This is a genomic window from Burkholderia anthinoferrum, from assembly GCF_002925705.1.
In the GTDB taxonomy this organism is placed as follows: domain Bacteria; phylum Pseudomonadota; class Gammaproteobacteria; order Burkholderiales; family Burkholderiaceae; genus Burkholderia; species Burkholderia semiarida.
Window position 1 is genome coordinate 1 of record NZ_LFZP01000063.1, and the last position, 23,612, is coordinate 23,612.

At 63.9% G+C, this 23,612-nt stretch carries 26 protein-coding genes and 1 pseudogene; 15 read left to right on the forward strand and 12 right to left on the reverse strand.

The genetic code is table 11. The annotated features are described in order from the left end of the window. Window positions 1-146: pseudogene (locus tag C5F75_RS36515) on the reverse strand (sel1 repeat family protein); the annotation flags it as partial. 361 nt (window positions 147-507) lie between these two features. Between C5F75_RS36515 and C5F75_RS29700 the strand changes: the two are divergent. Genes C5F75_RS29700 through atsR form a run of 3 tightly spaced genes read left to right on the forward strand, consistent with a single transcriptional unit; the run spans window position 508 to window position 3,754 of the window. Continuing rightward, the gene (locus C5F75_RS29700; protein ID WP_059576173.1) at window positions 508-1,380 is read left to right on the forward strand and encodes a response regulator; all 873 of its coding nucleotides are present in this window, start codon (window positions 508-510) and stop codon (window positions 1,378-1,380) included. A gap of 48 nt (window positions 1,381-1,428) precedes the next feature. Then, the gene (locus C5F75_RS29705) at window positions 1,429-1,932 is read left to right on the forward strand and encodes a molybdopterin-dependent oxidoreductase (RefSeq protein ID WP_059576176.1); all 504 of its coding nucleotides are present in this window, start codon (window positions 1,429-1,431) and stop codon (window positions 1,930-1,932) included. 1 nt (window position 1,933) lies between these two features. Then, window positions 1,934-3,754, forward strand: a complete 1,821-nt coding sequence (atsR, locus tag C5F75_RS29710) for a hybrid sensor histidine kinase/response regulator AtsR (RefSeq protein ID WP_059576179.1) — start codon at window positions 1,934-1,936, stop codon at window positions 3,752-3,754. Between the two features lie 58 nt (window positions 3,755-3,812). On the opposite strand, the gene C5F75_RS29715 is transcribed toward atsR, so the two are convergent. Both C5F75_RS29715 and C5F75_RS29720 read right to left on the reverse strand, forming a co-directional pair. Then, complete coding sequence (locus C5F75_RS29715) at window positions 3,813-4,232, reverse strand: secondary thiamine-phosphate synthase enzyme YjbQ (protein ID WP_059576183.1); 420 nt, start codon at window positions 4,230-4,232, stop codon at window positions 3,813-3,815. A gap of 10 nt (window positions 4,233-4,242) precedes the next feature. Continuing rightward, window positions 4,243-4,569, reverse strand: a complete 327-nt coding sequence (locus C5F75_RS29720) for a thioredoxin family protein (protein ID WP_059576186.1) — start codon at window positions 4,567-4,569, stop codon at window positions 4,243-4,245. A 229-nt stretch (window positions 4,570-4,798) separates the two neighbouring features. On the opposite strand from C5F75_RS29720, the gene C5F75_RS29725 reads away from it, so the two are divergent. The 7 genes from C5F75_RS29725 (at window position 4,799) to C5F75_RS29755 (ending at window position 8,678) form a co-directional block, all read left to right on the forward strand. After that, a complete protein-coding gene (locus C5F75_RS29725; protein WP_059576189.1) occupies window positions 4,799-5,503 on the forward strand; it encodes a flavin reductase family protein in 705 nt (234 codons plus the stop codon). A 31-nt stretch (window positions 5,504-5,534) separates the two neighbouring features. Continuing rightward, on the forward strand, window positions 5,535-5,714 hold the full coding sequence (locus tag C5F75_RS29730) for a hypothetical protein (protein WP_059576192.1): 180 nt from the start codon (window positions 5,535-5,537) through the stop codon (window positions 5,712-5,714). 53 nt (window positions 5,715-5,767) lie between these two features. Then, window positions 5,768-6,100: a DUF2322 family protein gene (locus tag C5F75_RS29735; RefSeq protein WP_059576195.1), complete on the forward strand. Its 333-nt coding sequence runs from the start codon at window positions 5,768-5,770 to the stop codon at window positions 6,098-6,100. A 106-nt stretch (window positions 6,101-6,206) separates the two neighbouring features. Beyond that, the gene (locus C5F75_RS29740; RefSeq protein WP_059576198.1) at window positions 6,207-7,076 is read left to right on the forward strand and encodes a PASTA domain-containing protein; all 870 of its coding nucleotides are present in this window, start codon (window positions 6,207-6,209) and stop codon (window positions 7,074-7,076) included. 134 nt (window positions 7,077-7,210) lie between these two features. Then, window positions 7,211-7,843 (forward strand): LysE family translocator, encoded by a 633-nt coding sequence (locus C5F75_RS29745; RefSeq protein WP_059576201.1) that lies wholly within the window; start codon window positions 7,211-7,213, stop codon window positions 7,841-7,843. A gap of 327 nt (window positions 7,844-8,170) precedes the next feature. Further along, window positions 8,171-8,404 (forward strand): type II toxin-antitoxin system RelE/ParE family toxin, encoded by a 234-nt coding sequence (locus tag C5F75_RS29750; RefSeq protein WP_367033703.1) that lies wholly within the window; start codon window positions 8,171-8,173, stop codon window positions 8,402-8,404. Further along, window positions 8,391-8,678 (forward strand): helix-turn-helix domain-containing protein, encoded by a 288-nt coding sequence (locus tag C5F75_RS29755; protein WP_059576207.1) that lies wholly within the window; start codon window positions 8,391-8,393, stop codon window positions 8,676-8,678. Before C5F75_RS29750 ends, C5F75_RS29755 begins: the two co-directional genes overlap by 14 nt. Before the next feature lie 73 nt (window positions 8,679-8,751). On the opposite strand, the gene C5F75_RS29760 is transcribed toward C5F75_RS29755, so the two are convergent. Together C5F75_RS29760 and C5F75_RS29765 are read right to left on the reverse strand one after the other, a co-directional pair. Further along, window positions 8,752-9,321 carry a hypothetical protein gene (locus C5F75_RS29760; RefSeq protein ID WP_059576210.1) on the reverse strand — a complete coding sequence of 190 codons (570 nt, stop codon included), beginning with the start codon at window positions 9,319-9,321 and terminating at the stop codon, window positions 8,752-8,754. Between the two features lie 226 nt (window positions 9,322-9,547). Beyond that, entirely contained in the window at window positions 9,548-10,006 is a 459-nt protein-coding gene (locus tag C5F75_RS29765; protein WP_006486309.1) for an Lrp/AsnC family transcriptional regulator, read from the reverse strand. A 125-nt stretch (window positions 10,007-10,131) separates the two neighbouring features. Between C5F75_RS29765 and C5F75_RS29770 the strand changes: the two genes are divergently transcribed. Together C5F75_RS29770 and C5F75_RS29775 are read left to right on the forward strand one after the other, a co-directional pair. Beyond that, entirely contained in the window at window positions 10,132-10,866 is a 735-nt protein-coding gene (locus tag C5F75_RS29770; protein WP_059576213.1) for an AzlC family ABC transporter permease, read from the forward strand. Next, window positions 10,859-11,167, forward strand: coding sequence for an AzlD family protein (locus C5F75_RS29775; RefSeq protein WP_059576216.1), 309 nt, complete (start codon window positions 10,859-10,861; stop codon window positions 11,165-11,167). The genes C5F75_RS29770 and C5F75_RS29775 overlap by 8 nt, the downstream gene beginning before the upstream one ends. A gap of 125 nt (window positions 11,168-11,292) precedes the next feature. Here C5F75_RS29775 and C5F75_RS29780 read toward each other — a convergent pair whose 3' ends face one another. From C5F75_RS29780 to C5F75_RS29810, 7 genes are all read right to left on the reverse strand, one after another. Further along, window positions 11,293-12,030, reverse strand: coding sequence for a hypothetical protein (locus C5F75_RS29780; RefSeq protein WP_063892419.1), 738 nt, complete (start codon window positions 12,028-12,030; stop codon window positions 11,293-11,295). Window positions 12,031-12,210: 180 nt separating this feature from the next. Then, the gene (locus tag C5F75_RS29785) at window positions 12,211-12,762 is read right to left on the reverse strand and encodes a hypothetical protein (RefSeq protein WP_059576219.1); all 552 of its coding nucleotides are present in this window, start codon (window positions 12,760-12,762) and stop codon (window positions 12,211-12,213) included. 8 nt (window positions 12,763-12,770) lie between these two features. After that, complete coding sequence (locus tag C5F75_RS36520; RefSeq protein ID WP_063892420.1) at window positions 12,771-13,757, reverse strand: hypothetical protein; 987 nt, start codon at window positions 13,755-13,757, stop codon at window positions 12,771-12,773. A gap of 179 nt (window positions 13,758-13,936) precedes the next feature. Continuing rightward, window positions 13,937-14,410 carry a hypothetical protein gene (locus C5F75_RS29795; protein WP_059576225.1) on the reverse strand — a complete coding sequence of 158 codons (474 nt, stop codon included), beginning with the start codon at window positions 14,408-14,410 and terminating at the stop codon, window positions 13,937-13,939. Next, on the reverse strand, window positions 14,410-15,096 hold the full coding sequence (locus tag C5F75_RS29800; protein ID WP_059576228.1) for a hypothetical protein: 687 nt from the start codon (window positions 15,094-15,096) through the stop codon (window positions 14,410-14,412). The genes C5F75_RS29795 and C5F75_RS29800 overlap by 1 nt, the downstream gene beginning before the upstream one ends. Before the next feature lie 33 nt (window positions 15,097-15,129). Then, window positions 15,130-17,385, reverse strand: a complete 2,256-nt coding sequence (locus C5F75_RS29805) for a TcfC E-set like domain-containing protein (RefSeq protein ID WP_059576233.1) — start codon at window positions 17,383-17,385, stop codon at window positions 15,130-15,132. A gap of 102 nt (window positions 17,386-17,487) precedes the next feature. After that, window positions 17,488-18,030, reverse strand: a complete 543-nt coding sequence (locus C5F75_RS29810; RefSeq protein WP_059576236.1) for a CS1 type fimbrial major subunit — start codon at window positions 18,028-18,030, stop codon at window positions 17,488-17,490. Between the two features lie 1,345 nt (window positions 18,031-19,375). On the opposite strand from C5F75_RS29810, the gene C5F75_RS29815 reads away from it, so the two are divergent. From C5F75_RS29815 to C5F75_RS29825, 3 genes are all read left to right on the forward strand, one after another. Continuing rightward, complete coding sequence (locus C5F75_RS29815) at window positions 19,376-19,936, forward strand: fimbrial protein (protein WP_059576239.1); 561 nt, start codon at window positions 19,376-19,378, stop codon at window positions 19,934-19,936. A 111-nt stretch (window positions 19,937-20,047) separates the two neighbouring features. Then, window positions 20,048-20,788: a fimbrial biogenesis chaperone gene (locus tag C5F75_RS29820; RefSeq protein WP_059576242.1), complete on the forward strand. Its 741-nt coding sequence runs from the start codon at window positions 20,048-20,050 to the stop codon at window positions 20,786-20,788. 210 nt (window positions 20,789-20,998) lie between these two features. Further along, the gene (locus C5F75_RS29825; RefSeq protein ID WP_059576245.1) at window positions 20,999-23,602 is read left to right on the forward strand and encodes a fimbria/pilus outer membrane usher protein; all 2,604 of its coding nucleotides are present in this window, start codon (window positions 20,999-21,001) and stop codon (window positions 23,600-23,602) included. Window positions 23,603-23,612 lie beyond the last annotated feature (10 nt).

A 23,612-nucleotide genomic window follows, 5' to 3' on the forward strand; every position in this document is an offset into this window, starting at 1 on the left:
CTTTTTTGATAGGAGACCTGATCTTTAGGGCGATCGGAACACCCCGTGTCGTCGCAGATCCGTACCGTGCTGCTGGTGATGGACGGATCCTGCGCGCAGGCGGCCAACAGCAACAGCAGCCCCGGTGCGAGTAAACGGCGATACATGGGTACTATCCTCAGGTTCTTATTGGCACCGCAATGCTTCGAGCTATCCACCCCGTGAGCTCGTACCCGGTTGCGTGCGGCGCACCGGATACAATTCCATCCGCCAACGCCGACACGCATCCCAAGGCTCTCTCAGGTTCTCTCTTTGAATCGTTCCGTCACTGTTTATTACCGCCGCTTTTCGCCGCCCGCCCATGGCCGGCATCGACCTCCAAACATGACGCGACAAACAATAGTGACGTGGTGAGCAATAATAATGGAGAAAAATGGCATGTCAAGTTCCATCGCACGTTTAAAGTTTGCGTGGCGCGTCAGCTTTGATATGCTCTTCCTCGCCAAAACCCTTGGAGACCCCCTCGAGATGTCCACCACCGAGCAGGCCAACGTCGATCTCATCACCGCCAACAAGGTGCGCGATCTCCTGAACCGGAACGGCATTCCGCCTCGAAGTCACAACACGACGATCGCGAACGTGCTCGGCCTGAGCTTCTCGGTCGTCACGCGCAAGATGAAAGGCCTGATCCCGTGGAACCTGTCGCAGTTGCAGGACATCGCGACGCACTTCGGCGTGCCGCCCGCGATCCTGCTCGACGACAAGGGCATGCAGCCGGCCGCGCCCGAGATGATCGACGCGACGTTCGTGATCGAATCGAAGCGCTTGCGCTGCCGCGCCGCGATCTCGACGAAGGCCACCAGCCAGATCGAAACGGATTTCGTCGCGCTGCAGTGGCAGGGCGAATGGATCGTCACCGAGCGTGCGCACGCGCGCGAGGGGCGCACGTATCCGGTCGACGTGATCGAGCTGCGCTCGGCGCAGCCGAACGTGTATGCCGCGCGGATCGCCGTGGTCGACGATTCGCACGACGTCGCCGAAACGGTCTGTGAATATTTCATCGAGAAAGGCGTGAACGCGATCCCGTACTTCGACGGCGCGAGCTTCCGCAAGGCGCTGGAAGTCGAGGATTTCGACGGGTACATCCTCGACTGGATGCTCGGCGACCAGACGGCCGCCGAACTCGTGCGCGGCATCCGCTCGAGCGAGAACAGCGGCGCGCCGATCTTCCTGCTGACCGGCAAGATCTCGACCGGCGAAGCGAGCGAGGACGAGATCGCGCACATCGTGTCGCACTACAACGCGCGCTGCGAGGAAAAGCCGGTGCGCCTGCCGATCCTGTTCGCGGAAGTCGCGCGCGAACTGAAGCTCACGCTGCCGGGCGCGGCCGCCGCGAACTGAAGCCGGAGCGACACACCACCACACGAACCACCAGACCGAGGGAAAGACATGCGCGTTTCAACCATCTGGATCAAGACCGTGCTCGCGGCCTGCCTGCTCGGAATGGCCGCCGCGGCATGGGCCGCGTCGTCGTTCACGTTCACCGTCGACGGCAAGATCAGCAAGAGCAATCAGCAGGGGAAAACGGCCTACGTCTTTTCCGAGCCGGCGCTGATGGCGCTGCCGCAGCATACGATCGTCACGTCGACGAGCTGGACGCCGAAGGCGACCTTCACCGGCCCGCGCCTGTCCGACGTGCTGAAGACGGTCGGCGCGCAGGGTACGCAGATCGAATTCCACTGCATCGACGAATACACGTTCACGATTCCCGTTTCCGATGCCGACAAGTACGGCGTGATCCTCGCGCGGACGATGAACGGCAAGGTGCTCGGCAACGACAACTACGGCCCGCTGTGGATCATGTATCCGCGCGATCAGTATCCCGACGAGTTGAAGACGCCGCTCGGCGAAGCCAAATTCGCGTGGCAGATCATCGGCCTGACCGTGAAGTGACATGACGCGGCGGCGCTGGAGAAACAGAAAGATCATCCTGATCCTCGGCTCGCTGTGGATCGCGGGGTTCACCGCATGGGCGTTCCTGCTGTGGGATCTCCTCGCCACCTCGGTCAACGAGGGCGTGCTCGAGGGGCCGCGCGAAGGCGTGTTCTGGACCGCCGCGCAATACCGCAACGTCTATACGCGCTTCGACCGGCAGCTGATTCTCTACGCGACGCGCGAGGACGACGATTTCGATCACGTGCAGATGCAGCTCGACAGCCTGTCGGTGTCGTTCGGGTTCCTGCAGCGGCCGTCGGAAGTGTCCCGATACTGGCTGCGCATCCCGCGCGCGCGCAACGAGATCGACGCGCTCGGCGAATTCATGACGCGCCTGAAGCGCGAGGTGCCGCTGCTGCGCGACGCGCCGAAGCAGGCGCATCAGGTGATCGACGAAGTCAATGCGTACTGGCCGAAGGTCAACGGCCTCGCGAACTACTTCCGCGCGATCGAAATGGCGCAGCGCGATTTCACGTTCCATCAATTGAAGGAAAAGCAGCGCGCGATCCTGATCCTCGGCATCGTGCTCGGCGTGATCCTGTGCGCGCTGTTCCTGCTGCTGTTCTATACGATGCGTACGCGCGACGACCTGCTGGCGCGGCAAAACGCGGCACTCGATGCGGAACGCAAGGCGTCCGACCGCGCGTTCGAGATGATCGAGGCGAAGAACGCGTTCCTCGGGATGGTCAGCCACGAACTGCGCACGCCGCTGCAGGCGATCTGCGGATCGATCGAGATCCTGCTGGCACGCCCGCAGTCCGACGCGAACCTGAAGACGATCCGGCGGCTGCAGAATTCCGCACTGTCGCTGGAAGCGCTCGTCAAGGACCTCACCGACTACATCAAGCTGCGCTCGACGAAACGCGTCGCCGAACTGGATACCGTCGGCATCGCGCCGCTGCTCGCCGAAGTGCTCGAACCGCTGCGCGGGAAGATCGCGGCCAAGCGGATCGCGGTCACGCAGCTCGTCGAGCCGCCCGGCCTCGCGATCCGCTCCGATCGCAAGCTGCTGCGGCAGGTGCTGTCGAACCTGATCGAGAACTCGGTCAAGTACACCGTCGGCGGCTCGATCACGGTGGCGATCACGCTCGCGGACGCGCCGGCCGGCGAGCAGGTGCGGATCGCCGTGCGCGACACCGGCGCCGGCATCGCGAAGCAGCATCTGCCGAAGATCTTCGAGCCGTTCTATCGCGCGAACGACGCGGTCGGGCTGCACGTGGACGGGATCGGCATGGGGCTCGCGGTCGTGCGCGAAATCGTGACGACGCTGCGCGGGCATGTGGACGTGCGCAGCGTGGTCGGCGAAGGCAGCGAGTTCGTCGTGACGCTGCCGGTCGAAGCACCCGGCGTCGAACCGGCCGGCAACGCAGCAGGGGACGCGCCCGCGCTACCGCCCGCGCTTCCGCAACGCGACCGGCGCGCGCTGGTGGTCGACGACAACGACAACGCGCGCGAAACGCTCGGCGCGATGCTGTCCGCGCTCGGCATCGAGGCTGACCTGTGCGGCACCGGGCAGGAGGGCGTCGCGCGCTTCGGTTCGGGGCGCTACGACCTCGTCGTGCTCGATCTCGAACTGCCGGACCTGAGCGGATTCGACGTGGCGCGGCGCATTCGCGCGGTGGCGCAACCCGACGGCGACGGCCGGCATCCGGCGATCCTCGGCGTCAGCGCGTATGAATCGGCCGCGTTGCGCGAGAACAAGCGGGTGTTCGACGCGTTCCTGCCGAAGCCCGTCCACCTGCGCGAACTCGGCGCGCTCGTCGAGAAGCTGCTCGCCTGAGCCGCACGCCGGCGCGGCATCGCGCGCTTCGCGCTTGCCCGGCCACTCGCCTGCTCGCCTACTCGCCGATCAGATGCAGCACGATGTCGCGCCGGTGCGCCGCGCGGCGATGCTCGAACACATAGATCCCCTGCCACGTGCCGAGCACCATACGCCCATGCTCGACCGGGATCGACAACTGCACCTGCGTGAGCGCCGTGCGCAGATGCGCGGGCATGTCGTCGGCGCCTTCGGTATCGTGCTCGTAACGCGTGTCGTCCTCGGGCGCGAGCGTCGCGAAATAGCGTTCGATATCGCGCCGCACCGACGGATCCGCGTTCTCCTGGATCAGCAGCGACGCCGAGGTATGGCGGCAGAACACGGTGAGCAGGCCGGTGCGGATCGCCTGCTGATCGACGAACGCGCGTACCTGCGGCGTGACTTCGACGAGGCCGCTGCCGCGCGTATCGACGCCGATGTGCGTGATGGCCTGTTGCATCGCCGTGACCTCAGGCCAGCGCGGCGAAGCCGTCGGCTTCGATCTGCTTCGCGTCGGTGGGGCGCACGACGCGCGCGACTTCGACCCCGTCGCGCAGGAATACCAGCGTCGGCCACAGCTTCACGCCGAACGAACGGCCGAGCGGACGGCCGGGGCCGTCCTCGATCTTCAGGTGCCGCACGGCAGGATGCGCGGCGAACGACGCCGTGATCGCGGGCTGCGCACCTGCGCAGATCCCGCACCAGTTCGCGCCGAATTCGATGACGGTTGCGCCGCCCAGTGCGTCGACTTCCGCGCGGGTCGGCGCGTTGGCGGTGTAGCGTTGCTCGGTGTCCATCGGGCCCTCGTGTACGTTGGCGAAACGCGACCGCGCGCGTCGGCGTGAGGCAGGCGCGCGGCCTTCGATTTCCTACTGTAGCGGAAAAGCCCGGCCGCTGCCGGTGTCGGCCCGGCGCGGTACCCGTGCCCCTTTGCGCACCCTTCGGAATGACACGACAAGAATCGGAGCGCCGCGCCGCCGCGACAGGATCAGCATGCGGACTGACCCGTCACCGAAGGACTCGACCATGAACGCGCCCCATTGCGTCACCGAACCGAACATCCTCTACTTCGGCACGCCCGTCGTGCTGGTCAGCACGCTCAATGAAAACGGCACGGCCAATCTCGCGCCGATCTCGTCCGCGTTCTGGCTCGGCTGGCGCGGCGTGATCGGCATCGCCGCCAGTTCGCAGACCACGCGCAACCTGCTGCGCAACGGCGAATGCGTGCTGAACCTGCCGTCGTCGGCGCAGGCGGACGCCGTGGACCGGATCGCGCGCACGACGGGCACGTATCCGGTGCCCGACGGCAAGCGCGCGAAAGGCTACGCATTCGAACCCGACAAGTTCGGCACGGCCGGGCTCACCGAGGCCGCGTCGCAAACCGTCGCACCGCCACGCGCGCTCGAATGCCCGGTGCATCTGGAGGCGGTCGTCGCGGCCACGCACGGGATCGGCGACGACATGCCCGACCTGCGCGGCCGCATTCGTGTGTTCGAGGTGCGCATCCAGCGTGTGCACGTGCATCCCGACCTGCTGATGGACGATCATCCGGACCGCATCGATCCCGACAAGTGGTCGCCGCTGATCATGAGCTTCCAGAAGTTCTACGGGCTGGCGCCCCGGCAGGTGCATGCGTCGCGGCTCGCCGAGATTCCCGAGCATGCGTATCGCAGCCCCGATATCGAGCGCTCGCGCGAGGCGGGCGTACTGACCGGTTCCGTGCGGTCATGACGCCGCACGCGCCGGCACGGCGGCATCGCTGATGAACGTGACGCGGATGACCGGCGCGGTATTCGGCGGGGCGATGCCGGGCGCGCTGTACGACGCGTGCGGCGGTGGTGCGACCGGGCTGCGAGTCGCGATGCTGACGGGCGGCACGCTACAGCTCGCGGGCGCGGCGCTCGCGTGGCGCACGGCCGGCGCGCCGGCGCCGATCGGATAAGATACGGCCGGCCACGCATCTGGGCCCATGACCGAACCGACGGAGTGTTTTCAGTGATTCAACCGACCGCAGTATTCAAGGACAACCTCGCGCAACTGCCGGCCATCGACGGCATCGCGCGCATCGATCTCGTCGGCGCGAACGGCGACGTGGTCGCGACCATCGAGAATCAGCCCGGCAAGCAGGGCTCGCTCGCGGTGTACCACTATCTGAAGCAGGCGTTCGGCACGCTCGACGCGAAAGCGGCCGAGCACGGCCTCGCGGTGTTCGCCGAGCATACGGCCGACGCGCGCAATCGTCCGGGCGCGCATCCGAACGTCGATCGCCTGCTGGCGATCGTCGCGGGCGGCGATGCGCTGCGCATCGACGTGGTCGCGAAGGGCTGAGTCGTTGGCGACACGCGCGTGCCGCCTGGCGGTGCGCGCAACCGTGATGGACGGGCGGAAAAACGCGATTGCCGCGCCCGCCCCACTTTCCCCGGAGACAGCCCGCGTGTTCCTTTCCGTTGCCTCACCGCTCGCCCGCAATCTTGCTTCGATCGTTTCGATCGCGGTATTAGCCGGCGCCACGTTCGGCGGCGCGGCATCGGCCGAGCCGCTGCGCACGGGCTCCGATATCGCCGGCGCGTCGCTCGTGCCGCTCGGCACGCTGCCGCACTCGCCTGAAAGCGGTGCGCTCGATCCGTTCTGCGCGCAATATCGCGCGAAAACGACCACGGCCGCCGGCCGCGAAGTCGCGCAGCGCGACTGGATCGTGACGTCCGAGGCACCGCTCGGGCGCTATACGGTCGTGACCTTCGCAAGCGGATTCAACGCCGGCACGAGCGCGATCTGCTTCGCGCGCAACGGCAATATCGGCGTCTTCGACGGCACGACGCTCGTCGCGCTCGGCTACACCGCGCGCAAGGCCGGCTGGCAGCTCGGCTCGGTCGATCGTCTGGAAAACGGCGCGCTGCTCGTCTGGGGCGGCGACGGCCCCGGCGCGCCCGTCGGCGAGTTGCACGCGGAAAGCGGCGGCCTGCGGCTGACCCGCGTCGCCGCCGAAAGTACGCACTGCAACGGCCGCGCGGTCGTGCCGAACGTGTATGGCAAGCCGCTCGACGCGGCACGCAAGATGCTGATCGCGCATGGCTGGCAGCCGCTGCGTCCGCGCGAAAAGCCGGACGCGGCGGATGGCGCTGCAACGCTCGCGAAGCACGGCATCGTCGAAGCCGAAGCGTGCTCGGGCACCGGCGTCGGGTATTGCGCGCTGCGCTACCGGAACGCGGCCGGCGTGCTCGGCGTGACCACGGTGGGTGGCGCGCCGGACAAGCCTTCCGAGAACACCGTGATCGACTATCAGGTTGCTTGCCGCAAACAGTGAGTGGCGTGCAGGCGGCACACGCGCGATGCGTGCCGTCTGGCCATCGGGCCATCGTCCGTTCGCTCGATTGACCGGCCTCGGGCGCCCTCCTAAACTGACCTCCCTTTAACGCCGCACCGGCAAAAGGGGCCGCCATGATCGATCTCTCCACGCTCGCGCTGTTCTCCGGCGCGTGTCTCGCGCTCACCGCCACGCCCGGCCCGGACATGTTGCTGATCGCGTCCCGCAGCGTGAGCCAGGGCCGGCGCGCAGGCTTCGCGACGCTCGCGGGCATTCAGGCCGGCACCTACTGCCATGCGCTCGCTGCGGCGCTCGGGTTGTCGCAGCTCTTCGTCGCGGTGCCGCTCGCGTACGACGTCGTGCGCTTCGCTGGCGCCGCGTATCTGCTGTATCTCGCGTGGAAAACCTTCCGTTCGGATGCGACCGCGCTGTCGCCCGTCGCGTCGCAACGTCGCCACTCGACCGCGACGATCTTCCGCCAAGGGCTGACGACGAACCTGCTGAACCCGAAGATGGCGCTGTTCGTGCTCGCGCTGTTCCCGCAGTTCGTGCGGCCCGAACATGGCTCGATCGCCGTGCAGATTCTCGTGCTCGCGACGGTGCTCAACCTGATCGGGATCGTCGTGAACGGCGCGGTGATTCTCTCCGCGAGCCGGCTGAGCCAGCGGATCGGCGCGCGCCGCCGGCCGTCGAAGGTGCCGCAGTATCTACTCGGGTCCGTGTTCGTGGGGCTGGCGGCGCGGCTCGCGGTGGCGGGGCGGAACTAACCCCGTCGCGAATCCGTAGTACCCACTCCAAGCTGACACCGAGTCGCGCTGCTTCCCGGGCCCGAATTCCCGAGCGCGCTCGGTTCCGTGCATCGTCATCGACATCGATATCTCCGACCCAAGAAATACGGTCGCGAACTCCCTCACGTGTGACCAACCGCCTGTGTCCGCATCTGCGGCCCGTCGTCGTTCTTGTCGCAACATAACATATTTGTTACTATGTCGACTCATGGTTACGAGATCCAGTTCTTCAACGACCGTGTAGCGGCGGGAGTCGCGTCGTTGCCGACAACGCTGCTTGCCCGGTACTTTGCACTCGCTGACCGCATGGAACGGTACGGTCCGAATCTCGGGGAGCCTCACTCCCGACCGATGGGAAACGGCCTGTACGAAATGCGATTGAAGGGCGCGGAAGGTATTGCCCGAGTGTTTTACTGCGCGATCGTCGAGTGGCGTATCGTCATGCTGCACTGTTTCGTGAAGAAGACGCCAAGGGCACCTCTGAAGGAACTGGAAATCGCGCGTCGTCGATTGAAGGAGGTTCGAGATGGCAACGTATAAGGAACTACGTGAGCGGGCATTGGCCGACCCCGCGGTGCGCGCGGAATACGAACGATTGAATCGCGAGGAATTCGCGCTGCTCGACGCGATGCTGGCTGCGCGGCGAGAGGCTGGCTTGTCGCAAGCCGATGTGGCGGAACGGATGGGCACGAAAGCGCCCGCCATTACGCGACTCGAGCGTGCGCTCGCAACGGGGCAGCATTCCCCGTCCGTCGATACGCTGCGCAAGTATGCGGCGGCTTGCGGCAAGAGGCTCGTGATCTCGTTCGCCTGAATCACGCACGCTCGAAACGGTCGGCTTCCATGACGGATTTCAATACCGGCATGGCGCGCGAGCGCCGAAGCCGTCAGCGCGTCGCGCCCAGCGCCACGCGCAGCCGCTCCATCAACTGCGTGTAATGCTTCAGCACGTCGTCCTTCGGCACGACGTTCGCGGTCGCGAAACGCTCCGACCACGCCGGCTTCCATTCATACGAACCGTGCACGCTCCGGTCGCCGTCGGGCGCCTGGATCAGCGAGCGGATCCGCGCGTCGCGGCCCGGCCCCGTATGCATCTCGAACAGCGCATGGATGAACGTGTGATATGCGTCGTACACGTCATCGTCGAACAGGTAACGGTAGATGTGGAATGTGCGGTCGAGGTCGCGCTTCGCGCGGATCACGTCGTCCGGCGAGATGTCCTTCCAGTAGCCGATCCACGTGTAGAAGCACAGCAGCGCATTGAGCTGCGGCGCGACCGTGTCGTACAGCGCCAGCCGCTTCTCGATCAGCCGCTGGTTGGTCCACTGCACGAGTTCGAGCCGCTTCAGCCGGCGTGCGACGAGCCAGCCGAGGCACGCGACCGACAACGGCGTCAGCACGCCGAGCACGAGCTTGACGATTTCCAGTGAATTCCACGGCGTATTGAATGGCTGCATGCAGGACTCGACAGGAAAAAACGTATCCGCTGCGACGCACGACCCGGCGCGCCACGCCGCGCCGCTGGGCCGACTGCATCGGCATTGACCGTTAGTTGCTTGCACATCGAACAGTGCGCGATCGCACGGCTCATCCGGTGCGACGCGACCCACCCCATCAGTTTATCGGGCGATTGTCACCGCGCGATGACCGCGCATCGATGCGCCGCCACGCGCCCACTCCGCGCTAGGTCGGCAGCGCCGACGTGAGCTTGACCTTCTGCATCGGAATATCGGTCTTCACGCTCAGCACGCCGGGAATGCGCGTCAGATATTCCATCTGGAAGCGCCGGTAATCGTCGATGTCGGCCGCGACGACGCGCAGCAGGAAATCGCAGTCGCCGGCCATCAGGTGGCATTCGACGACTTCCGGCATCTGCTGGACGGCCTCGGCGAAACGGTTCACCGATTCCGCGTCCTGCCCCTTCAGCCACACGCGCGTGAAGATCGTCAGCCCCTTGCCGACCTTCGCGGGATTCAGCACGGCGACGTACTTCTCGATCACGCCGGCTTCCTCGAGGAGCCGCACGCGCCGCAGGCATGGCGACGGCGACAGCCCAACCTCGTGCGCGAGTTCCACGTTCTGCATGCGGCCGTCGCGCTGCAGCGCGCTCAGGATCCGGCGGTCGATAGCGTCAAGCTTCATTTGGCACCCGATTCCAAAAAATTCGCGTATCACGCGTTCAATGCCAAATTCTGAGAAAAATCTGGCCACAACGCAACCCGATTCGAGTCAAAAAAGCAGACAATCCCTCCCCCGAAGGAGGAGTAATGAGCAGTAGCGTTTCAACGTCGTCCGGGCTTCGCGACAGGCCCGCCCATGTCGCCGAGATGGGTCGCGGTTTGCGCGCGGCGCTGCCCGTCATGCTGGGTTTCGTGCCGTTCGCGCTGGTGCTGGGCGCGCAGGCCGCGCAGAAAGGGCTGAGCCTGTTCGAGGTGCCGATGATGACGGGCCTGAACTTCGGCGGCGGCTCCGAATTCGCGGCGATCCATCTGTGGACGTCGCCGCCGCATATCGCGCTGATCGTCGCGATGTCGTTTCTCGTGAATTCGCGCCACATCCTGATGGGCGCCGCGTTCGAGCCTTATATCCGGCGCCTGCCGCGCCGCCGCGCGTTCGTCGCGCTGTTCTTCATGTGCGACGAGAGCTGGGCGATGTCGCTCGCCGACGCGCGCGAGCGCTCGGCCACGCACATCAGCGTGCCCTATTACGCGGGCATCTGCATGGGGCTCTATCTGACGTGGATCTCGATGACGACGCTCGGCGCGGCGGTCGGCCCGACGATCGGCAACGTCGAACAGTACGGCTTCGACATGGCGTTCACGGCCGTGTTTCTGGTGCTGCTGCGCGGGATGTGGAAAGGCGTGCGCGCGAGCCGCCCGTGGTTCGTCAGCCTCGTCGTCGCGGCAGCCACCCATCTCGCGCTGCCCGGTGCGTGGTATGTCGCGGCCGGCGCGTGCGCGGGGCTGATCGCCGCGCTGCTGTGGGAGCCGCGCGATGCCTGAGCTTCCGGATTTCAGCACGGTCGCGACGATCGTGCTGATGGCGTCGACCACGTACCTGTCGCGCATTCTCGGCTATGTGCTGCTGCGCAATCGCACGCTGAGCCGGCGAATGGCTTCGGTGATGGAGAACGTGCCCGGCTGCGTGCTGATTTCGGTGATCGCGCCGGCCTTCGTGTCGACGCGCCCCGCCGACCTGCTCGCGCTCGCGATCACGCTGCTCGCGGCGACGCGCCTGTCGATCCTGCCGACCGTCATCGTCGGCGTCGTGTCGGCCGGCCTGCTGCGCTACCTGCTCGGCTGAGCGGGGCCGGCCGGCCGCACCGGCAATCCATTCCGCGACACGACGAACGCGGTGGACGGAAGTGGACGGGGGGAAGCCGCGGCATCATCCGGGGCCGTTGAAACGCGAAGAGCCGGGGGGGAAGCTCAGTTCGAGGAAGTTGATAGAAAGCTTGGCGGCAGTCCGTCGACGCGGGACGGTTTCGCGCCCGGCAGGGCGGAATCGCCGCGACACGCCGGATACCCCGGAATCTCGACGACACGACCTTGCAGCGGCCGCGGCACCCCCGGGTAGACATTGAAGCGGGGCACTGCCTGCCCGTCGACCGTGGCATCCTTCACCGCATAGCGTATGTTGCCGGTCGCCGTCAGAAGCGCGCCGTGCGCATCGCACGCGACGGACAGTGCCTCGCGCGTACTCTCGGGCAACTGGCGCACGAGTGCGCGGAATGCGAAGTTGACGACAATACTGCCGGTTGTGTTCTGCTGCTCCTGGGTCGACACCTTGATTTCGGGCTTGACGTCCAGCCGATATACCGTTTCGTTCTGCACCGGCTGCAGCGCTTTCAACACGATCTTCTTGGATTGCCCGGGCGCAAGACTCAGCTTGAACGGATACGCATACAGCGCCGGCCTGGCCAGGGTTCCGACGGGTTCGAGCTTCTCGTCGTCCAGCGGCACGCCCGGATTGAGCAGACGAGACAGCGAAATGGTCACGTACTCGGGCCGGTCGCCGTTGTTGACGATCTCTACGTTCGTCGTATTCGAGCCAACCGTGATTTCCTTCGGAAGCACGTCGATCGCGGCAAGCGCCGGGCTCGATATGAACCCGGCGATCACTACCGCAATCGGCACAATCGAAAAAGAGAATGTGTGCAGTTTCATGTTCGCGTCTCGGTGAATCGGCATCGTGCTGAAACATGCCGGAGGGGCGTCTTGCCGGTTATCGCTCACGTGCGCGTCATGCTCGAAAAAGCGAAATCAACGACGATCGGTAAAATGCACCGCTCGCGCGCGGGCGAACGATCATGAACCCGGGCGGCGATGCCGCGAGCAGCGGCCGCGCTATTTCTGTTTCGGCACGATCGGCTCGAAGACTAGCGACAGCGTACCTGTATAGGTTCCGGTCGTACTCTTGAAATCGCCTTCCGGCGGATACGCGGAAACGTCAAGCGTATAGTAGCCTTCCGAGTCGATTTCCTCGGATGGTGGCGCCGGATTCACGAATTCGATCGCCTGCCCGACGGTGAACTGCTTCAGGGCGGCGTTTTCGGCGCCCATGCTGACGACCGGCTTCCGGAACGCGAGCGTCGGTTTCGCCTGGTTACGAATGTCCAGCGGCTGGTCCATGCGGACCTGAAACGTGCCCGTCGTCGATACGACGCGCAGGCGCGCCTTCACCTCGTAAGGGGTATCCCACGCGCCTAACTGCTGCATCGTCAGGCCTTGCCCGAACCAGCCGCCCTTGTCGTCGGTGATGATCAGATTGTTCGGGCGAATCACCTTTGCCGTGACCCTGCTTTCGGTCTTGCCGGTGAGCGCCGCAACTTGCGCCGACGCAAACGTCGGCACCAAAGCCAGAACCGCCAACGATCCGCTCAGGATGATTTTCTTCATGTCCACTCCTACGATTTCGTCACGACCGTGAACAACAGCACGTCGCTATAGTCGCCAGCCCCCGCGGACATGCCAACGGACGTCTTGAATGTCGGCACGAAACACGTGCGATTGCCAGTGTTCAGCCTGATCGCGCTGGCGCCGATGTTCGGTAACGGGAAATTCGCGCTGCCGCCGTTCAGCGTCACGCTGTACGGAACGGTTTGCTCCGGCTTGCTGGTATTCCTGAGCAGATAGCGATTACCGGACATTCCGTTCGCATTCGTCGCGTTAATGACGAAATTGCCAGAGCTGGCAAACCCCGTGTACGTGAAGCAGAGCTGCTGCGATGCACCGGCAAGCGTCTTCTGGCTTTCCCCTCGCGGCAGTTCGCCGAGATCCCAATCCGGCGCGACCGTGTCGAGAACAAACGACGGCGCCGGTGGCGGCGGCTTCGCAGGGTCCAGCACGATGCAGGTACCGTCGGTGCTCGCCATGGTGAGATAGGCTGCGCCCGTTACCTCGCCGAAATCGTTACCCTGCGTGTAGTTGGCGGCACGAAGGGACATTCCAGGCCAGTCCGCTATCTGGGAATTGTCGATCAATACCTCGATGTTGGCCGTAAAAGCTCTCTCAGTTCTCCACTCAGTCGACAAACCATAATAAATGGCGTAACCGTCTCCGACATAAGACGAAAAATTATAGCTGCCATTCAGTATAATACGTTTGGCCGCCGTGGTACTGGGCCTCAGATTTCCCATGCGATCGTAGTTGTACACCAGTATCCCTCGGGAGACGTATGCCACATTCCCGTGATTGCCGGCGGCCGGGCGGAATTTTATCGTGACACCGAGCGTGCTGGTTCCATCGCCATTGTTCTTCCACCTGCACGCGCTATAGCTATCGATGACTTTCGCGGTTTCGAGTATGAAGGCGGATGCATTAAATGAAAGCACGGAAAGACATACAGCCAACGCACAACTCCGCCAGTACTTGATGATTTCTATCCTGCCCATCGATTTAATCCTTTCGCTTAATATTCAATCCATTTCACCATCTCACCCGATCGCACATTTCCGCGTGCTGGCGGATACGGCAACATGACGGACACCTTCGTCGGCCCGGCGCGCGATACGCGATTGCTCACACCTTCAACGGCGCCGAAGGCGCAAGCCCATGCCGTCGCATGGACGATTCAGTGCTTCGCCGCCCCGTGCTGGTAGATCACCACGCCATAGCCGACATTGACGAATAACGGTGCCGGCGCACCGTCGCTCGACGATGCATCGACGAGAATCCGCTCGTTCGGCCTGAACGTGATCCGCCACACGTTCGTCTGCGACGGCACGGCCAGCACCTTCAACCCGATGCGATACTTCTGCCCGGGCGCCACCGCCAATCGACCAGGCGACACCAGCAGGGTCGGCTTCTCCACATCCCCGACCGGCACCAGACGCTCCGGCGTATCGCCCGGATTGAGCAGCAGATGTTGTTCGACATCCAGATAGAGCGGCGTATCGCCGGCGTTCTCGACGTAGAGCTCGCCCGCCGGCTGGCCCGGCTCCAGTGTCAACTCCGCGCGCGACAGCTTCAGGACGCCGGCGGCCATGCTGCACGTGCACATGAGCGCCGCCAACGTCCCCAGTGCAATGCGCGACGCACCGCCCATCACGAGCACTCCAGCGTGTGCGGTTTGTCGTCGACCGTCAGCGACATCCGCTTCGTCGCGAAGTGCTGCGGCGTGCCCGGAAAGACGGCAATGGTTTGAGCGGTAGGCGCCTGGTCGTATTTCACATCGGTGAAGACTTCCCGCACGTTGCCGGTGTTTTCGAGGGTGAGGCCGCCATCTTCGCAGCGATGCGTCCAGCCGCTACGTTGCTTGCCGGGGGGCGGCATATGCCGGACAAGCACGCCATACCCGACGGCTACCGACATCGGCGCGGTGATCCTGTCTTGCGGCGCGTCGTCGACCTTCAGCGATCTGACCGGCAAGATATAGAGCCGATACAGTTCCTCACTGGCCGGCTCCACGAGCGACTTGAGCACGATCGAGCGCGTCTGGTTCGGCCCGAGCGTCAGCTTGTCGGGGCTCGCGAGCATGCCGGGATGCGGCAGGTTGCCGATGTCCTCTTTCTGTTCGGGCGTCTTGCCCGGATTCAGCACCTTCTGGGCCGAAATCGTCAGATAGAGCGGCGCGTCGCCCATGTTCTTCACGGTGACGTGCTGATCGTGAGCGCTGAACACCTTGGTCGTGGCCGGCATCACCATCAGCTCGCCTTCGGCCTTGGCCGGTTGAGACGCCGCAATCAGCAGGCCACATAGAATCGGAAGCGTGGTTCGCAAGTTGTGGATCATGTCGTCAATTCCTGGATATGGTTGAATGCATCGTCATTGGCAACGGAAGTCGTTTCCGTTGGCGTCTTTCAGGCTGCACGTGTAGCGATGCCCGTTCTGGTCGAGCGTGATCTGCGACAGCATCTCCTTGCTCACTATCGAGAACAAACCGTTCGGGTGCACCTTGTCGCCGGTTTCAAGCAACTTCCCGCTCAGCGGGTTGCCGTTCATATCCTTCAGGAAACCGCTGTACACCATGTTGATGTCGACCTTCGCCTTCGCCGCATAAACCTGGCCCGGGTGAGCCCGAACGATGTTTGCCGGCACTTCGACGTTCATGTCGATCGTTTCGCTATTGCTGATCACGCGTGCGAACGGCACGTCGGCGTAAGCGTTGAGCGGCACCGCATACGTGCTGTTGCCCGCAACCGGGCTGCCCTCGACGTTGAAGCCGTACTTCATGCCCGGGATATTCGGCGTCTTCAACAACATCGCGCTGCCGCTCGAGCTGTAGCGCCCGAACGCCACGCCTTGCTTGCTGGCCGCGACCATCCCGCGATAGTTGAAGTCGACGTTGCTGCCCGAGCTGCTTTGCCCGAGGTTCAGCGACGCGTCGCCGCGCGTGCCGGAGCGCGTGCCGTAGACGTTCACGCCGTAGTCGGTGCCGATCCGGCTCGCCGACAGGCCGACGGACGTCGTGCCGAAACTGTCCTGGAAATCCTTGCGAACGTCGCCGCTGAGCTGGGTCTGCCCGCGCGCATGCGCGGCGCTGAAGCTGCCCTGCACCTTGTCCAGCACCATGGTCATGTTGAAATACACGCCATAGCCGCCGCTGCCCTGATAGCTGCCCTTCTGGACGCCCAGCGCGAACGTGCCCCACAGACCGTTCGGCCGGTAGTTCCAGCGCGCCTCGGCCTGCTGCGACTCGCTGAATTTCGAGCGCTGATAGTTGTAGCTGAACGTCACCCCGCGGAAGAGGCGGCTGTAGGACACACCCGTGCTCGGCTGACCGAAGTAGAAGCGCGACACGTTCGTGTTCTGATAGCGGCTGACCATCAGGCTGCCGAGCGCCTCGCTCGCCACCGACAGGTTGACGTAGCCGCCTGTGCTGCGTTCCCCGCTCAACAGGCCCAGCGTGGGCGTGACGTCGACCCCGCCCAGCCGCGTCGGCCGCGTGACGTTGACTTCGGCCGCCCATTTGCCGCTCTGGCCGGCCAGCATCGATCCGTTGAGATAGAACTGCTTGAAGTTCCGGCTCATCGCGACTTCGAGCAGATAGCCGCCGGTACCCATCTCCTTGCCGGCCGTCACGTGCCATGCGTTGCCGCTGCTCGCACCGAAATTGAGGTTGTTGACCTCGCGGGTTTCCCGGTTGACCACGTTACCGTTGCGGTCGACGAGCCGGATCTCGACTGAGTAGTAGCCGCCCGGCAAATCGGCAAAGCTGATCTCGTTGCGGCCGAGCACGGCCGGCCGCTTCAGGATCAACCGGCCATTCCGGTAGAACTCGTAGTTGCCTTCGGCCGATGAATAGAGGATCAGCGAGCCGGTGTTGGCGTCGACCCGCAGATGGGTCTGACTGCCGACGGTCACGAACTGGTCGAAGCTCGGCGTCAGCAGCGTGCTGACCGATCCGGCCTCGTAGTCGATATTGTTCTGCTTGCCTGCCCGCAAGTACGTGCGAGAAAAGTTCTTCTGCAGGTAGTACGACGACAGCCCCTGCTGGCCGCCGCTGTAATTGCGCGTTTCGGAACGGTTCGCGTACCAGCTCATGTAGCCGAAGCTCTGGAACGGAAGCCCGACGTACGTGTTGCCGCTCACGTTGACGGCACGGTACCCGTCGGACGACGCGCGCAAGTCGACCGCCTGGTTGTTGACCAGCCCGAAACCGGTTTCCGGCGCGATGTAGTCCTCGCGCGAATCGCGGATCGCGATCGACCGCTTCAGCTTGTCGACCGTGACGTAGTACCCGGCGATCTCGACGTCGCACCCCTTGCTGCAACGCTTGTAGTCGAGCCTCGAGATGACTTCCCGGATGGTGTCGACGTCGTCGGGCGAGATGCCGTTCGCCGCATACTTGGCCGCATCGAACTGGAGCGACGTGTTGGCTGACGAATAACTGATGAACCCCGGCAGCGTGCGCCCGTTGAACGTCCCGACATAATTCGCGCTATCGTCGAGTTCGACCGCACTGAACCCCTCTGGCACCCCGTACGTGACCTTCAGTTCTGCGAATGAGTGCGACGAAACAAAAAGAAACGCACCCAGCCACAGCTTGTTGAAACGGAAAGGAGCTTGATAGGCGATCACGCTGATTTCTTCTCTTCTATGGAGGACTGGGATTTGGACGAGCGGCCATGGGAACTCGACAGGAAGCGAGCCCCGATCGAATCGGGGCTCCAGGTGGAACGATTACGGAGCGGCGGCTGCGACCGGCTCGAACACCATCACGAGATCGCCGCTGTAGCTGCCGTTGGTGCTGTTCGTACCGATCATGTCCGGCGCTTCGACGTCGATCTTCAGGTTGTGGACTTCGTCGTAACCATCGAGCGTCTTTGCCACTTGCGTGATCTTCTGGGTCGAGCCGAACGCGACCGCCTTGTCGCCACCGTTGCTCGACAGCGTCACTTGCGCGTTCTTCATCTCGTACCTGCCGCTCGACATCTTCAGCTCTTGCGCGAGCGACACGTTGAAGTCGGGGTTCTTCGTCCAGATGCGGATCGGCAGCGTCTTCGTGAATTGCTTCTGCTTGTAGTCCGTGGCATTCAGTTCTTCCGTGCCGTACCAGGTCGAGCCGTCCGGCTTCGACACGAACATGGCGTCGTTGATCTGCGCCGTCAGCGTGATCTTCTTCGAAACGGAGTCGAGCTTTGCCGTTTGCGCCTGTGCCGTTTGCGCCATGCCGAACAGTGCAGCGCCCATACCCAGTGCCAGCGCAATTTTGTTGAGTTTCATCGAATGATCTCTATGTAAAGAATTGATTTCGGAGCGAATTTCGATTAGCTAACCGATCGAAACCCGACGCGTGGAAGAATGAATTCCACTGTTGATATTTTATGAATGTTGCCAAAGTCGATAAACTGGACGATTTCGAATTTGCACGGCAAATCAGATAGGACAAGTACGAAAAATATAGATTCGTGGCTTTAAATCGTTGATTGTCAGGACGATTTGACAATGTTCCGAGCGAGATGATTAAAGTTTTGGTCGAGCGAATCGCACGCACGTCGTCGCCGTACGTTGCATCGAATGACAAAATCCGGAAGTTGGCAGCGAATGGTGGACGATCCGCGACGCGGCTTGTGGCGCCGGACGCGGCGTTCCCGAAAGGCGGACCGTGACGCACCGGGCGAGCGCGTCAGCACGAAATCACGTGTGGGCGCGTAGGGACTGAGGTGCCGGTGCCATGCGGGAGGCCTGCATCGAGCGTGCGGCGCGTCGGCGCCACGACGGGCGGTGGGAAACGCGACTGCGCGGAGCTTGCCACGGGGCCGGCGAACGCCCGAAATGATTTACACGATGCGCCAACCCGTGGGGGGGCATGACGAAGTATGGCCGGTCGTTCAAGCGATAGATGTCAAGGCGTAAGCACCATAACCCGACATGAATGCATCAGGTCACCGCGGAATCGCGGGCATTCGATCATGCTCGCCGGTACGTCGTCAGATACGAGCGGACGCCGCGCCATATCCGGTTCGGTCTGCTGCTCGTGGCCCTGCCCGGCGTAGCCGGCTTCTCCGCCGCGGGCATGTGCGTCCACGCCCGATGTCTTGCTCGCTTCGCCGATCGGCCGAGCATGCTTCGTGACGGCCGTGCCGGGTGCTCCATGACGATCGCCAACAATCGGTTCAGGCGCCACCTGGCCCCGCTTGTAACGCCTGCCGACGGCAACAATCACGGATGACTGTCACGGCGGGCGGGAAAACCGTCCGCATCCTGATAACCGTCTTCGACCCCGCCTCATAACCGGTGTCCTGGCCGCAAACCGTGACTGAACCGTTGTTGAAGCAGGCAACGGAGCCAACGCATCCGTTCTCGCGCCGAATCGATTGGCCAGCCCCACGCGCAGGATTTAACAATTTACAAGACTTTCCTAAAAATCTACACCGCCTTTTACATATTTAGTACTTGTACTAGTTATTTTCCCGTCAATTTGGATGCCGTCCCATTCACCATTCCTTCCCATATCTGGAAAATCCGTCTTGAAATGCACATGCCGACATTCATCGCGCACCCGCTCCGCAGCGGCTCTCGCGTTCGCATTTCACCCTCATATCAATCACCGTTTGGAACTAGATTAATGAAAATCACGAAAAGCACTCATGCTCTTTCCTTGATCCTGGCTGCCGCCGGTCTGGCTGCCGCTTCGGCCGCGCATGCATCCGACGGCACGATCACGTTCACGGGCAGCGTCATTGCCTCGACCTGCAAGGTGACGAACGGCTCGGCCAACACTATTGCCGTGACGCTGCCGAAGATCGGCGCGAACACGCTCGGCGAGGCGGGCAAGACGGCGGGCCGCACGCCGTTCTCCGTGGTGCTGGAAGGCTGCACCTCCGGCGGCGCGAACCCGACGAAGGTCGGCGTCGTGTTCGAATCCGGCTCGAACGTCAACCAGTCGACCGGCCGCCTGACGCTCGACGGCGGCACGGATGCCGCAAAGAACGTCGAAATCAACGTGCTCAACGACAAGCAAACGCCGATCAAGATCGGCGCGATGGGCGATCAAGGCGGTCAGCTCGTTGACATCGCGGCAGACGGCAAGGCAACGCTGAACTACTTCGCCGAGTACTACGCAACGGCCGCGGCCACCGCCGGCCAGGCCAACTCGAAGGTTCAGTACTCGCTGACCTACCAGTAATCGATCGCAACGGAATCCGAGGGGCTTTTCCAAAAAGACTTCCGGCCGGGCCTTTCCGGCTCCTCGGCATTCCGCCTGATAAGAACTACTACATATTTACCGGAGTTGACCATGCTGTCCGCAAAATATTTTTCGACGTTCGCGCTGTTTTCCGCCCTCGTCACGTCCCACGCCTGCGCCGACGTGGTGATTTCCGGGACGCGCGTGGTCTTTCCGGGCAACGACCGCGAGGTCACGGTCAAGCTCACGAACGAAGGCAAGGCACCCGTGCTCGTGCAGGCATGGCTCGACAAGGGCGACCCGAACGCGTCTCCCGACAATATCGACGTCCCGTTCACGCTGACGCCCGCGATGTTCCGGATGGAACCCGGCAAAGGGCAGACGCTGCGCATGATCTATACGCGCGAACCGCTTCCGGCCGACAAGGAATCGCTGTTCTGGCTCAACGTGCTCGAGATCCCGCCCAAAGCGGCGCCCGGAAACGACCGCAACCAGCTTCAGATCGCGTTCCGCTCGCGCATCAAGGTGATGTTCCGCCCGGAAGGCCTGACCGGCAACGCCAGCGCCGCGCCGAAGCAACTGAACTGGAGCCTCGTCAAGGCTGGCGAAGGGTATGCGCTGCAGGCCAGCAATCCGACGCCCTACGTCGTCAATCTGGGCAGCGTGTCGCTGAAGGCCGCCGGCCATCAATACGACGCGGGGATGGGATACGTGCTGCCCGGCGGCACGCAACAGTTCCCGGTCAACCAACTCGGCGCGCTGCCGTCGAGCGGTGCGACGGCCTCGTTCGGCAGTATCGACGACTGGGGTTCGTCGTCGGACAACGAGCGCCCCGTTTCGATAGCGCACTGACGCGATACCCAGCCGCGCCGCGCGCTGCGGGTTCGACATCCGCAATCGCAACGCGCACCGCCGCTTCACATCTTCGTCGGAGGCCAGGCCTCGCGAACAACACCGATTTTTCTATTTGCAACGAACGCCGAGCGATGCCGCGAAACACGCAGCCCGTAACGGGCTTTGCGCGTGGCGCCGTGCACCCGATCACGACAGGAGCAGCTGGGAATGACTTCGAATCGACATGTGCGCACGTACGTGCCCGGCATGCCGCACCTCAAGCCCATCTACGTGCTGGTTCTGTCCTGCATCGGCGCGTGGTCGCAAAACGCGCGTGCGGAAACGCCCCCGCCGTCTCTGCCCGCGCCGATCCAGGTCGCGCAGACGGAGTTCGCGCAGGTCGAATTCGATCCCGGCTTCCTGAGCAACGGCAACGGAAGGCAGGTCGACCTGTCGCGCTATGCGCGCGGCAACGTCGCGCTGCCGGGCGAATATAGCGTCGACCTCTACGTCGGCGCCGACTGGATCGGCCGGTACGACGTCCCGTTCAAGGCCGCGCCCGGCACGCCGGACGCGCAGCCTTGCTTCGACGAAAAGATGCTGAAGCGCATCGGCGTCGATTTCCGCAAACTGTCGCCCGAGCTCGTCGCGCAACTCGCCGTCGCAGGCGAATGCCGCCGCATCGGTCAAGTCATTCCGGAAGCGAGCGCCGCGTTCGATTTCAGCGAGCAGACGCTGACGTTGAGCATCCCGCAAGCGTCGCTCGCGCACCAGGCGCGTGGCTACGTGAGCCCCGACCAGTGGAGTTCGGGCGTGCCGGTCGCGATGCTCGGCTACAACTTCAACCTCTACGGCTCGAAGAACCGCGGCAGCTCGACGCAGACGCAAGGGTATCTCGGCCTGAGCGGCGGCGTGAACGTCGGTAACTGGCACTTCCGCCACGACGGCTCGTATAGCTGGTCGTCGCAAGGGAGCAGCCAGTACGACGACATTTCCACCTACGCTCAGCGCGACCTCCCGTCGCTGTCGTCGCAGCTCGTGATCGGCGAAACCTACACGTCCGGCGACCTGTTCGACTCCACGCAGTTCCGCGGCGTGCGACTGTCATCGGACGATCGCATGCTGCCCGATTCGCTGCGCGGGTACGCGCCGGTGGTGCGCGGCATCGCCAACACCAACGCGAAGGTCACGATTCGCCAGAACGGCGTGATGCTTTACGAGACGACCGTCGCGCCCGGTGCGTTCGAGATCAACGACCTCTATCCGACCGGCTATGGCGGCGACCTGCAGGTGTCCGTCACCGAAGCCGACGGCTCCGTGCATGCGTTCTCGGTGCCGTACGCGGCCGTTCCGATGTCGCTGCGACCCGGCATCAGCCGTTACAGCTTTTCCGTCGGCTCGCTGCGCAATCCGCAGGGCAGCAGCCATCCGTTGTTCGCGCAGGCCACGTACCAGCGCGGCCTGACAAACCTCATCACGGGCTATGGCGGCGTGACGGCCGCGACCGGCTATGTGTCCGCGATGGTCGGCGCCGCGCTCAATACGTCGATCGGCGCGTTCGGTGCGGACATCACGCATGCGACCACATCGATCCCGGGCGTGAAGCGCTTCAACGGCTCGAGCATGCGGGTCAGCTATTCGAAAACGATCGCGCGGACGAATACCGATATCGCGATCGCGGCGTACCGCTACTCGACGAGCGGCTACTTCGGCCTGAACGACGCGATGCGCACACGCGACACCGTGCGCGAGGGCGGGCTTGTCGACTCGATCTGGCGTCAGCGCAATCGCGCGTCGCTGACCCTCAGTCAGCGCCTCGGCGACAAGGGCGGCCAGCTCGGCGTCACCGCGTCGGCCTCCGACTACTGGAATCGCCAGGGCTCCGACACCAGCTATTCGGTCAGCTACAACAACGCGTACCGCAATATTTCGTACAACCTGTCGGCCGCGCGGCAGCGCAGCCAGGGCGGCGAAATGAGCACGCTGTACTACGTCAGCGTCACGATTCCGCTCGGCCGATCGCGGCCCACGACGGTGTCGGGCAGCGTCACGCACGATACCCGCGGCCGTACGCAGGTTCAGACGACGCTGTCGGATTCGCTCGGCGTCGACAATGCGCTGTCGTACAGCGTCAACGTGAACCACGCGTCCGATACCGGCAGTTCGAGCACCGACGGCGGCGGCAGCGCCACGTACCGTGCACGCTTCGCCGAACTCAGCGCGAGCGCCAGCGCGAGCGGCGATTATCAGCAGGGGTCGATCGGCATCCGCGGCGCGGCGGTCGCGCATGGCGGCGGCATCACGCTGTCGCAGCCGCTGTCCGAAACGTTCGGGATCGTCGAGGCGCCAGGCGCTGCCGGCGCGCGCATCACGAATGCGTCGGGCGTGCGCGTCGACGGTCGCGGTTATGCGATCGTGCCGTATCTGACGCCTTACAACCTGAACACGGTCGAGCTCGACCCGAAGGGCATCTCGATGGATGTCGAGCTGAAGGAGACGAGCCAGCAGGTCGCGCCGCGCGCCGGCGCCGTGCCGCTGCTGAAGTTCGCGACCGATACGGGGCGCGCGATCGTCATCAAGGCGCGGCAGGCGAACGGCGCGCCGTTGCCGTTCGGCGCGACCGTGTACGACCAATCGGGCAAGGAACTCGGCGTCGTCGGGCAGGCAAGCAAGATCTTTGCGCGCGGGCTCGACGCCCACGGCGAACTCACCGTCAAGTGGGCCGACGACGCGAATTCGTCCTGCCGCATCTCGTACGACCTTCCGGTTCGACAGGGCAAGCACGGTTCGAACGGATATAGCCAGATCGCCGGCGTCTGCGCTAAACCCTGACCGGCGTGGT